This window comes from Sutcliffiella rhizosphaerae (genome assembly GCF_917563925.1).
Lineage (GTDB): Bacteria > Bacillota > Bacilli > Bacillales > Bacillaceae_I > Sutcliffiella_A > Sutcliffiella_A rhizosphaerae.
The window spans coordinates 1-11472 of record NZ_CAKJTJ010000062.1 but is presented as its reverse complement, the minus strand read 5'-3'; the positions used below and the strand labels follow the sequence as shown (position 1 = coordinate 11472).

The following is an 11472-nucleotide window of genomic DNA, read 5'->3' as shown; positions in this document are numbered from 1 at the left end:
CGCTAGTGTAATCTAAAAAATAAAAGCATATTTTTATACTAAAAAACCGAACATATTTGATCAATCACTCAAATAAGTTCGGTTTTGTCTTAGGCTAAAACATTTTTGTCCCAGCCCCTTTGTTGTATTATTTTTGTGGATATGTCTTATTCAAAAATTCCACTGACTGCTCTATCAGTTCCTTTAAAACCTTTACATCAATATCTGCTACTTTATTTATGTATACACAGGCTTTCCCGGTTGTATGCTTCCCAAACTTCGTTAAAAGTTCTTCCCGCTTGGTGTCTCCAGTTGCAAAATAAAGACTAATCTTTGCTTTTCGTGGAGAAAAACCAACCATCATGGTATCTCCTTGATGACCAGATTCATACTTATAATGGTAAGAACCGAAGCCAATGATACTTGGCCCCCACATTTTTGCTTCAAAACCACTTGCTTCAGTAAAAATATCCAAAAGTTTGAAAGCATCTTCACGCTTTTTAGGACTATCCACACTTTCAATAAATTCAATCACATTATTTTCCGTTTCTTTTGTTTTTAGTTCATATGCCACCGCACTATCCCTCCTTTCACATTATACATTCAACACAACATCAATAAACCCTTCTAACCATATCGCTTTGCACAAATCATGACATTCACCCATATAGTAAGAAAAGCGGAAGCGCCTTGATCAGCCCCGACAAGCATAAGACGTGGCTGCACGAAGGTTGGTTTTCACTCTTGAAGAATCTGCTTATGACTCGAAGTGCCAAGCGATAGAGATAGATATTTTTCAACTTCTAACAAAACAGGCTTTTGCCATTTTTTTATAGAAGGAGGGTATGAATAAGTTGGTACAAAATATTCTTTCAAAAGATTGGGCTATTTTTTTAGCGGAATGCTGTCAATTAGCCTACGATCAATTTCTTCAAAATGGTGTCTTTTTTCCACCTGAAGGTTTTGAACTAATTAAAGAATTTAAAGGCGTTTCTTTTTACAGCCATGAGTGGTTCGGCTTCATCCTTGAATCTGATGAAGCTATTGTGGTCAGCTTCAGAGGAACACAGACAGATCTAGATTGGATTTCTGATGCAGATATCTTCCAGACACCATTTCCGTATTGCCCTTCAAAGCCACTTGTTCATAGCGGATTTCTATCTATTTATCAGTCGATGAGGGAAGAACTTTTCCATTGTTTACAAGCTCTACCTTCTAATAAGATGCTATTTGTAACAGGGCACAGTCTAGGTGGGGCACTCGCCACTTTACTTGCCTTAGATAATGCTTTGAATGCTACTTTTACTTCCATTTGTATGTACAATTATGGCTCCCCTCGGGTAGGAAATGATGACTTTGCAAAGATCTATAACAAGAGTGTGCCAACCTCCATTCGCTTTGTCAATCTTGCGGACCTTGTTCCATTTGTACCACCTACAAAAGTAGTTGGACCCGTTAGTAAAAAAACTTGGTATTATCACCATATTGGTCACCAATCGCTTTTTATATTAAGAGAAGGGTCAATTGTAAAGAATCATAGCATTGAAACATATATGAAGGCAATGTCGGAAAAGTTATAAACTGGAAAGATGGTAGCGTACCCTTTTTACAAGTTTTATATTAACTAAAAGAGGCTGTTAGAAAGCCATAAATCATGACTTTCTGAACAGCTCCTTTAACTTTTGCTATAACTAAGTTCAAGTCCCCATATATCCTTTGCGTAATGCTTTATCGTACGGTCACTTGAAAAGAAACCGGAATACGCTATATTCTTGGCACTCATCGTTAGCCAACGGTTTCTGTCTTTATATGTTGTATCAACCCGCCCCTGGGCATCAATGTAGGATGAAAAATCCTTTAACACAAAGTACTCATCATTTTGCATAAGGAGAGAATCATGAATTGGTTCGAAATGGTCATGCACATCCGGGAAAAAGCCATTTATTAACTGTTCTAAAACCTGTTGAATTCTTTTATCATGATGGTAATACTCGCTAGAACGGTATCCGCCATTTTGATAGAAATTCAGGACTTCCTCTGCGGTCAATCCAAATATAAACATGTTTTCCTCTCCAACTTCTTCTTTTATTTCGATATTAGCTCCGTCAAGTGTTCCTATTGTCAATGCTCCGTTCATCATAAATTTCATATTTCCTGTACCTGAAGCTTCCTTGCTCGCTGTGGAAATTTGCTCACTAACATCTGCTGCAGGAAAAATGTCCTCTGCCAACGATACTCGATAATTTTCAAGAAATACTACTTTTAAACAGCCTTTTATAGCTGGATCATTATTAACTTTTTCAGCAAGAGAGTTAATCAGCTTTATGACACGCTTCGCATAGTAGTAACCTGGCGATGCTTTAGCACCAAAAATAAAAGTTCTTGGATGGATAGTAAAACTGCTGTCTTCTCTAAGTTTGTTGTAAAGATACATGATATGAAGAACATTTAATAACTGACGCTTATATGCATGCAATCTTTTTACTTGGACATCAATAATACTGTCAGTGTCAATTACCATCCCTGTCTGTTTTCTAATCCTCTCTCCCAATATTTCTTTTCTCTTTTTCTTCACGTTATTAAGCTTTTCTAAAAAAGCAGAATCGTTTGCATACGCATCCAACTGACGTAGCTGGGTTGTATCCTTCATCCAGCCTATTCCAATTGTATCCTTAATGAGTGATGTAAGGTGAGGATTAGCTTTTAGCAACCACCGGCGATGTGTAATCCCGTTCGTTTTATTATTAAATTTATCTGGAAAGGCTTCATAAAACAAATTCATTTCTCGATTTTTTAAAATTTCAGTGTGTATTTTTGCTACTCCATTTACACTAAAGCTTCCTACAACAGCCAAATGTGCCATTTTTACTAGGCCGTGTGCAAGTATGGCCATATTTTCGATACGTCCCCATTGACCTGGATATTTGTTCCAAAGCTCCTTGCAAAATCGTTCGTTTATTTCATCTACAATCATATAAATCCGAGGTAACAAAGGCTGAAAGATGTTAATTGGCCATTTTTCTAATGCCTCTGAAAGTGTTGTATGATTCGTATAGGAAATAGTTTGAGAAGTGATTTCCCACGCCAGCTCCCAGCTCATATCCTCTTCATCCAACAAAATTCTCATTAGCTCTGGAATGGCGAGAACCGGATGAGTGTCATTAATATGAATGGTGACCCTTTTATGGAAATCTAGTAAACTACCATTCTTCTTACGATAAGAGCGCACAATACTTCCAATACTTGCTGCCACTAAAAAGTACTGTTGCTTTAAACGTAATATTTTCCCTTCATCATGCGTATCATCCGGATACAAAAATTCAGATACTGCTTCGGTCTCACGCTTATACTGCATGATATTTTTGTGAATCGGAAATGGCGCAGGTTCTGCACTCCAAAGCCTTAACATATTCACTGTTTTAGTTTGATAACCGACAATCGGCATATCGTACGGTACTGCGGTTATAGCCTCCCCCTTGATATGCCTAAACCTCACCTTTTCGTCTTCCCGATAGGATTCGACTTTTCCCCAAAAATGAATTTCTACTGCTTGGTCAGGTTTTCTCACTTCCCATACATTTCCATGTCTTAGCCATTGTTCTGGCAATTCTACTTGATAACCATCCACAAACTTTTGATCAAAAAGACCATGTTTATAGCGTATTCCACAACCATGACCTGGTAGGTCTAAAGAAGCAAGGGAATCAAGAAAACATGCTGCAAGGCGGCCAAGACCACCATTGCCAAGTCCAGCATCTGATTCAATTTCTTCAATCGCAGATAATTCCAATCCTAGCTCCTTTAACCCGTCTTCTACAACTTGTTGAATCCCCAAATTTAACAAATTACTACCTAACAATCTTCCTAACAAAAATTCTATAGATAAGTAATAAACCTGCTTTTCATCTTTTGCTCTATTTCTTTCATTTGTTGCTATCCAGTTGGCACTAATATATTCACGAACCATGTTTCCGAGTGTATGGTAATGATCTCTTGAAGTAGATTCTTGAAAGCTTTTTCCGTACATACTTTCAAGTTTTTTTAAGAAAGCTTCCTTGAATTTTTCTTTGTTTGAGAACATGACATTCCACTCCTAGCCATTAATGATGAATAAAGCTGATTATATTTAAAGGCTGACTTCGCCCAACTGTAATCGCGTTCCATTGCTTCTTTCATAATTATTTTCCAAACATCGTGTTTTTCGTAAAAGCCAATAGCACGTCTTATTGTATGCAACATATCATGGGCATTAAAGTTAGTAAAAGAAAAGCCATTACCTTCGAATTTGGTGTCATCATAAGAATTAACCGTATCATTCAGTCCACCAGTTTCTCTTACTATTGGAATGGTCCCATATCTCAAGGCAATTAATTGACCTAACCCACAAGGCTCAAATTGTGAAGGCATTAAAAACATATCTGCCCCAGCATAGATTTGATGTGCTAATGGTTCATCAAATCCAATAAACGTTCTTACTTTCTTCGGATGCTGATAAGCTAGCTCCCTAAAATAATGTTCAAATTGAGGCTCGCCGGTTCCTAAGACTACTATCTGCACATCACTTTCCAGCACTTCATGAAAAACACGAGTAATAAGGTCCAATCCCTTTTGTTTCGTTAACCTGCTTACCATAGCGATTATTGGGATATCTGCATTTACTGGTAACCCACATAAATTTTGCAGCGCTGCCTTATTAATTTCTTTGTCTTGTATACTTTGTGAGCTATAATTCGCCTCGATAAACTCATCTGTTTCAGGGTTATATAGCTCATCATCAATACCATTGATGATGCCAACCAGTGAATCATTTCTATGTCGAAGTACCCCATCTAATTTTTCTCCAAAAAAAGGAGTTTGAATTTCGTCTTTGTAGGTTGGACTTACAGTTGTGATATAGCCAGAAGAGATAAGTGCAGCCTTCATAAAATTAACATGACCATAAAACTCCAGCTCATCAGGATTAAAATATTTCTCCTCTACATTCAACAGATCCTGTAAAATGGTTGGAGGAAAAACCCCTTGAAACTGTAGATTATGAATCGTAAACACACTTTGAATATATTGAAAACGCGGATTTTTTTTATACTCTTTTTCCAGAATAAAATTCACCATTCCAGTATGCCAATCATGACAATGAATCACGTCAGGAATAAAATCGATTATTGTGATACTCTCCAGCACTGCTCTACAGAAAAAGGAAAAGCGTTCCCCATCATCATAATGGCCATAAAGGGAATCGCGTTTAAAATAATGCTCATTATCAATAAAATAATAGGTGACATTATCGTGTTTAAGCTCTTCTACTCCACAGTATTGATTACGCCAGCCAACATTAATGAAAGTTGTTTTTAACCGTTTCATTTTGGATCGATAAATGTCTGGTATTTGTTCATATTTTGGCAAAATAACCCGGACATCTGTTCCAAGCTTTTTTAACTCCTTTGGCAATGCTCCAGCAACATCGCCCAAGCCACCAGATTTTACAAACGGCACACATTCTGAAACAACAAATAATACTTTCACGAATTCATCAGAGCTCCTTGTACTGACCCTTTTTTCACTAAATACGGCGCTTTCTCCGTTCCAATTAATTCTGTATTGTTCTCCACTTTAACATCTTTGTCTAAGATAACCGAATCTAAAACACACTTTTCACCGATAACCCCTTTTTGCATGACGATACTGTTTTTAACTACTGTTCCTTTCCCTATTTTCACTCCACGGAATATAATGCTGTTTTCCACATGCCCTTCTATAATAGCACCGTTTGCAATCATGGAATTTTTCACATAAGCCTCTTTAGAGTAGCTCGTAGGAGGCTCATCTTTAACTTTCGTAAACACGGGATTTTCTTTTACAAACACCTGTTTCCAAACCGTTGGATTTAATAGTTTTAAACTATGCTGATAGTAGTTTTCCAATGAGTCAATAACAGCTACATAATTAAGATACTCATAATTGCAAACCTTATAACCGCTCGCTCCATCCTGTACAACATCCATTATGCTTTTGTATCCATTATGTTCATGATTCATAAACAATGAAACGAGAAGGTCTTTTTCTAATACGAATATATCCAATGTTTCTTCATTCTTTACAACATGAGTAATATCACATCTATTTTGAATATGCCGTTCTAGAATCTGTTTAAAATTCATATTGCAAACAGTAAAGCTGTTTGTAATGACCACATACTTTTGGTTGCTGCGACGGAAAAAATCTTCATTTTCTTTAAAATGCTGAAACGACCCTGTATTTCGATTCGTTTCATTAACCGAGCTTGGAAAGAAAAATAACCCGTCCCTTTTCCTATCTAAATCCCATTGCTTACCTGAGCCTAAATGATCCATTAAAGACCGATATTGGTACCTTGGAAAAATTGCCACACTCTGAATTCCTGAATTGACCATATTAGATAATACAAAATCGATCAGTCGATATCGCCCTCCAAATGGTACAGCCCCAATGGAACGCTTTAATGTCAAATCTTCCATTGCTTCATTATGGATCGTTGCATCAATAATACCTAACATCTTTTGCATCATTTTCGGACATCCTTCCTGTATTTAATTTTTACCGTGATACGAAGAACAGCCCTTTTTCCAGCATGTCGTCTGTTACCAAAATAATTTCATCTTCATTTTTCTCAGGGCAAATGACGGCACCATCAGGAATTTTGATGCCGGTTGGAATGATAGCCTTATTGATATAGGCGTTTTCTCCAATTATGGCATCCGGCATGATGACCGAATTTTGAATGACCGTATTTTTTCCTACATTCACTCCTTGAAACAATACGGAATGATCGATTCTTCCTTCAATAAAGCACCCTTCGTTTACTAGAGAATCTTTTACATCAGCATATGGGGCAATAAATTGTGGAGGCTGATTTGGGTTAACTGAGTAGATACGCCAATCGTATTCAAAAAGATTTAGCTCACAATCTTCCTTTAACAAATCCATATTTGCTTCCCAAAGGCTTTTAACCGTTCCTACGTCCTTCCAATATCCTACAAACGGATAAGCTACTAACCTCTTATTTTCTTCTAGTAATAACGGGATTACATCCTTACCGAAATCATGGCTTGAATCAGGATTACGATCATCCATTTCCAAATACTCTTTTAATACTGACCAATTAAAAATGTAAATACCCATTGAAGCTAAATTACTTTTCGGATTTGCCGGTTTTTCATCAAACTCTACGACTTCCAATCTTTCATTTGTATTCATAATGCCAAACCGACTTGCTTCCTCCCAAGGAACCTCCACCACTGAAATGGAAACATCTGCATCCTTTTGTATATGGAATTCGAGCATTTTATCATAATTCATTTTGTAAATGTGATCACCAGAAAGAATAAGCACATACTCAGGGTCGTATTGCATTAAATAGTTTATATTTTGATAAATTGCACTTGCTGTACCTGTATACCACTTTACACCTGAAGCTTCTGTATAAGGCGGTAAGACTGTCACTCCACCGTTTTTCCGGTCCAGATCCCATGTACTTCCAATTCCTATATAAGAATTAAGTACAAGCGGTTGATATTGTGTAAGGACCCCTACAGTCGTAATCCCTGAATTCGTACAATTACTTAATGCAAAATCAATAATTCTATACTTTCCTCCAAAAGGGACTGCCGGCTTTGCCAGTGTCTTCGTTAGGGAACTTAGTCTACTCCCTTTTCCACCTGCCAATAACATTGCTACACATTTATTCTTTGCCATGAAGTTATTTCTCCCCTTTCCTCTTCTTCGGTCGCCACATACTCATCCCAAACGGTGCAACATTGACCATCATATGATAATCCTTGCCATGATATGCTCCTTCTTCCGCACTTATTTCCCGTGCAGTTGTCATACCACTACCACCATATTGTTCATGATCGGAATTAAACACTTCTTCATAATCTGTAAACAAAGGTACTCCTAATTTATAGTTCTCATAAGAGCGGCCAGTAAAATTGCAAAGCACTACCAACATATCCCCCTGCTTCTTTCCTTTTCTGACAAAAGAAAAAATGCTTTGCTCCCTATTATCCGCATCAATCCACTCAAACCCTTCAGGTACATGATCCAACTCAAACAACGCCTTTTGACCATGATAAAAGGCGAGTAAGTCTTTAAAATAATGATGCATTTGTTGATGTGATGCATACTGCTGCAACAAAAACCAATCAAGTTGCTCAAGATCTTTCCATTCATCAAACTGACCGAATTCCCCACCCATATATAGCAACTTCTTACCTGGATGGGCTAGAAAAAAGCCATACAGTAGCCTTAGCTGAGCAAACTTCTCATGATACTCTCCAGGCATTTTGTTTAGTAGAGATTTCTTCCCATGTACTACCTCATCGTGAGAAAAAGGCAAAATGAAATTCTCAGAAAAAGCATACACAATTGAAAATGTCACTTTATCGTGCATATTTTTTCTCTGTTCTGGTGGGGCTTCCATATAACGGAGAATGTCATTCATCCACCCCATATTCCATTTATAATTAAATCCAAGGCCACCATTTGAAGTCGGAGTGGTAACCAATGGCCAATCTGTGGAATCTTCTGCAAACATTAACATACTGTAATCTTTCTCAAATACAGCTTCATTTAACTTCTTTAAAAAATTTTGAGCGTAAATGTTAGCATGCTCTTCCTGTGAATTTGGCCAATACAACATATTGGCCACAGCATCGACCCTTAGCCCATCTATATGGAAAAATTCCATCCAAAAAAGAGCATTTGATATTAGGAAACTGCTTACCTCTGGCTTACCAAGGTCAAAGTTCGCCGTACCCCACACTTCATTTTCTCGATCCTGAAAATTTGCGTATTCATACACTGGTGCTCCATCAAACATATATAAACCATGACCATCTTTACAGAAATGACCAGGTACCCAATCCAAGATAATGCCAATGTCCACCTGGTGACATGCATCAATAAATTGCATTAATTCAAATGGACTACCATATCTGCTAGTAGCGGAATAATATCCAGTTCCTTGATAACCCCAAGAGCGATCATAAGGATGTTCAATCAACGGTAGTAATTCTATATGTGTAAAACCATGCTCTTTTACGTATGGAATTAACTCTTCTATTAATTCGAGATAACTAAGGAATTCTCCATTCTCTTTCTTTTTCCATGAACCAAGATGTAATTCATATATAAAAACTAGATTTTCATAGATTGATTTACGTTTTTTCTTCCGTCTCCAGTTTTGATCCTTCCACTTGAATCCTCCCATTTCATAGACTATGGAGGCTGTATTAGGTCGAACTTCTGACCTGAAAGCAAAGGGATCTGCCTTATGTAATATTTGTCCAGATTGCGTCACTATTTCATATTTATATAAATGGTCTCTGAGGTCTTCTTCGATCACAATACTCCAGACACCCTCATTATTTCGTTTTTGTAAAGGAGATTTATTCCCATTCCAATCATTAAATGAACCAATCACCCGTACTTCTTTTGCATTCGGTGCCCACACAGTAAATCTTGTTCCAGTTATCTTCTTCCTATAACGTAAAACATGCGCACCAAACAATTCATAGCTTTTGTACAACGTGCCTTCGTGAAAAAGGTGTAGCTCATAATCGGTCGCGTTAGTAGCAATCAATTTTTTCACCCTTCCGTTTTATCCTAAATAATAGAATATTGTTATACTTCACTATTCTATTATTTATAATATTCTCCTTTCTACGACAAGTACGAATCGTGTGACATAAAACAACAAAATAAAACTACAGGGAAATTATTGTCGACTAACAATAGGAATTGCGAAACCGTTTCCATTGTTATACCTATTGAAACACTGATTTATTAGGAGTTTTTGTAAAGGTTTTCAAGATTGTGGAATTCGACTTAATTCTTTTTGTTTTTTGTTTGAAAGTGTCGAAAGATTTTTTGGAGGAAAAGGAAGAGAGATTACTTGTGTACACGTTTTCAATTGATTATTATTTCAAAAGAATAATTTTATTATTAAAATCAGTTTATGAGTAGGAGATAAGGGGTATAAACTAAGTTACCAGTTGAAAAGATATCTAAACGGAGCATCAGGAAATGATGAGTGAAGGATGCATGCTTGAAAGAAGAGAAAACAAAAAAAGCCATGATATTATGCAATACCACAACTTTTGATGACCCGTACGGGATTCGAACCCGTGTTACCGCCGTGAAAGGGCGGTGTCTTAACCGCTTGACCAACGGGCCTGCTATAATGGCGGAGAAGGAGGGATTTGAACCCTCGCGCCGCTTACACGACCTACACCCTTAGCAGGGGCGCCTCTTCAGCCACTTGAGTACTTCTCCAATATGGCTCCACCAGTAGGATTCGAACCTACGACCCTTCGGTTAACAGCCGAATGCTCTACCGCTGAGCTATGGTGGATTAATAAATATGGTGGGCCTAAGTGGACTCGAACCACCGACCTCACGCTTATCAGGCGTGCGCTCTAACCAGCTGAGCTATAGGCCCATAAACAAAAATGGAGCGGGTGATGGGAATCGAACCCACGACATCAGCTTGGAAGGCTGAGGTTTTACCATTAAACTACACCCGCAAAAAGGGCGACTGATGGGAATCGAACCCACGAATGTCGGAACCACAATCCGATGCGTTAACCACTTCGCCACAACCGCCATATTAAATATTCACAAAAATGGTGCCGGCGATAGGAGTCGAACCCACGACCTACTGATTACAAGTCAGTTGCTCTACCAACTGAGCTACACCGGCAAAAAAACTCTCACTTCATAAAAAAACATGGTGGCTCGGGACGGAATCGAACCGCCGACACATGGATTTTCAGTCCATTGCTCTACCAACTGAGCTACCGAGCCTTCCTATGACTTTTTCTCTAACCACAATATTAAATGGCGGTCCCGACGGGGATCGAACCCGCGATCTCCTGCGTGACAGGCAGGCATGTTAACCGCTACACCACGGGACCACTTTGGTTGCGGGGACAGGATTTGAACCTGCGACCTTCGGGTTATGAGCCCGACGAGCTACCAGACTGCTCCACCCCGCGATAATAATAATTAATTCTTTTTACTGGTGCATAATTGTTACTAACTTCTTCGACCTCTAATTGCTAGTATTAAGTAAAAATAAAACTTTCATATGTATGGCGGAGGAAGAGGGATTCGAACCCCCGCGGGCTTTGACACCCCTGTCGGTTTTCAAGACCGATCCCTTCAGCCGGACTTGGGTATTCCTCCGCATATGAAAAGAAATGGTGGACCTTGTAGGACTCGAACCTACGACCGGACGGTTATGAGCCGTCTGCTCTAACCAGCTGAGCTAAAGGTCCTTTTTGGTAGCGGCGGAGGGGATCGAACCCCCGACCTCACGGGTATGAACCGTACGCTCTAGCCAGCTGAGCTACACCGCCAAAAAGAATAATAATTTTACTTATAAGTGGAGCCTAGCGGGATCGAACCGCTGACCTCCTGCGTGCAAAGCAGGCGCTCTCCCAGCTGAGCTAAGGC

Annotated in this window: 7 protein-coding genes and 14 tRNA genes; 1 reads left to right on the top strand and 20 read right to left on the bottom strand. The window is 38.6% G+C overall.

Annotated elements, in window-relative coordinates; all coding sequences use genetic code 11:
* Nucleotides 1–127 precede the first annotated feature (127 nt).
* Complete coding sequence (locus LRP81_RS22480) at nucleotides 128–553, bottom strand: DUF1801 domain-containing protein (RefSeq protein WP_230505317.1); 426 nt, start codon at nucleotides 551–553, stop codon at nucleotides 128–130.
* Nucleotides 554–824: 271 nt separating this feature from the next.
* Here LRP81_RS22480 and LRP81_RS22475 point away from each other — a divergent pair, with 271 nt between their 5' ends.
* Complete coding sequence (locus LRP81_RS22475) at nucleotides 825–1559, top strand: lipase family protein (protein ID WP_230505315.1); 735 nt, start codon at nucleotides 825–827, stop codon at nucleotides 1557–1559.
* A gap of 95 nt (nucleotides 1560–1654) precedes the next feature.
* On the opposite strand, the gene LRP81_RS22470 is transcribed toward LRP81_RS22475, so the two are convergent.
* From LRP81_RS22470 to LRP81_RS22380, 19 genes are all read right to left on the bottom strand, one after another.
* Nucleotides 1655–4060: a glycogen/starch/alpha-glucan phosphorylase gene (locus LRP81_RS22470; RefSeq protein WP_230505312.1), complete on the bottom strand. Its 2406-nt coding sequence runs from the start codon at nucleotides 4058–4060 to the stop codon at nucleotides 1655–1657.
* Entirely contained in the window at nucleotides 4021–5502 is a 1482-nt protein-coding gene (gene glgA / locus LRP81_RS22465) for a glycogen synthase GlgA (RefSeq protein ID WP_230505310.1), read from the bottom strand. The genes LRP81_RS22470 and glgA overlap by 40 nt, the downstream gene beginning before the upstream one ends.
* Entirely contained in the window at nucleotides 5499–6524 is a 1026-nt protein-coding gene (locus tag LRP81_RS22460; protein ID WP_230505308.1) for a GlgC family sugar phosphate nucleotidyltransferase, read from the bottom strand. The genes glgA and LRP81_RS22460 overlap by 4 nt, the downstream gene beginning before the upstream one ends.
* A 28-nt stretch (nucleotides 6525–6552) precedes the next feature.
* A complete protein-coding gene (locus tag LRP81_RS22455) occupies nucleotides 6553–7710 on the bottom strand; it encodes a glucose-1-phosphate adenylyltransferase (protein ID WP_230505306.1) in 1158 nt (385 codons plus the stop codon).
* A gap of 4 nt (nucleotides 7711–7714) precedes the next feature.
* Nucleotides 7715–9598, bottom strand: a complete 1884-nt coding sequence (glgB, locus tag LRP81_RS22450) for a 1,4-alpha-glucan branching enzyme (RefSeq protein ID WP_230505319.1) — start codon at nucleotides 9596–9598, stop codon at nucleotides 7715–7717.
* A gap of 521 nt (nucleotides 9599–10119) precedes the next feature.
* Nucleotides 10120–10191: transfer RNA gene (locus tag LRP81_RS22445), tRNA-Glu, on the bottom strand.
* A gap of 8 nt (nucleotides 10192–10199) precedes the next feature.
* Nucleotides 10200–10290: transfer RNA gene (locus LRP81_RS22440), tRNA-Ser, on the bottom strand.
* A 4-nt stretch (nucleotides 10291–10294) separates the two neighbouring features.
* A tRNA-Asn gene (locus LRP81_RS22435) sits at nucleotides 10295–10369 on the bottom strand.
* Nucleotides 10370–10379: 10 nt separating this feature from the next.
* A tRNA-Ile gene (locus LRP81_RS22430) sits at nucleotides 10380–10456 on the bottom strand.
* Nucleotides 10457–10467: 11 nt separating this feature from the next.
* A tRNA-Gly gene (locus tag LRP81_RS22425) sits at nucleotides 10468–10541 on the bottom strand.
* A gap of 6 nt (nucleotides 10542–10547) precedes the next feature.
* Nucleotides 10548–10620, bottom strand: a tRNA-His gene (locus LRP81_RS22420).
* Between the two features lie 21 nt (nucleotides 10621–10641).
* Nucleotides 10642–10717: transfer RNA gene (locus LRP81_RS22415), tRNA-Thr, on the bottom strand.
* Nucleotides 10718–10745: 28 nt separating this feature from the next.
* Nucleotides 10746–10821, bottom strand: a tRNA-Phe gene (locus LRP81_RS22410).
* A 34-nt stretch (nucleotides 10822–10855) separates the two neighbouring features.
* A tRNA-Asp gene (locus LRP81_RS22405) sits at nucleotides 10856–10931 on the bottom strand.
* Between the two features lie 4 nt (nucleotides 10932–10935).
* Nucleotides 10936–11012, bottom strand: a tRNA-Met gene (locus LRP81_RS22400).
* A gap of 97 nt (nucleotides 11013–11109) precedes the next feature.
* Nucleotides 11110–11202 (bottom strand) — tRNA-Ser (locus LRP81_RS22395).
* 15 nt (nucleotides 11203–11217) lie between these two features.
* A tRNA-Ile gene (locus tag LRP81_RS22390) sits at nucleotides 11218–11294 on the bottom strand.
* Nucleotides 11295–11298: 4 nt separating this feature from the next.
* A tRNA-Met gene (locus LRP81_RS22385) sits at nucleotides 11299–11375 on the bottom strand.
* Between the two features lie 27 nt (nucleotides 11376–11402).
* Nucleotides 11403–11472, bottom strand: a tRNA-Ala gene (locus LRP81_RS22380).

Bases quoted from the DNA above. Each gene is read 5' to 3' on its own strand.
- LRP81_RS22460 (WP_230505308.1), bottom strand. From the start codon at position 6,524: ATGATGCAAAAGATGTTAGGTATTATTGATGCAACGATCCATAATGAA.
- LRP81_RS22470 (WP_230505312.1), bottom strand. From the start codon at position 4,060: ATGTTCTCAAACAAAGAAAAATTCAAGGAAGCTTTCTTAAAAAAACTT.
- LRP81_RS22455 (WP_230505306.1), bottom strand. From the start codon at position 7,710: ATGGCAAAGAATAAATGTGTAGCAATGTTATTGGCAGGTGGAAAAGGG.
- LRP81_RS22475 (WP_230505315.1), top strand. From the start codon at position 825: ATGAATAAGTTGGTACAAAATATTCTTTCAAAAGATTGGGCTATTTTT.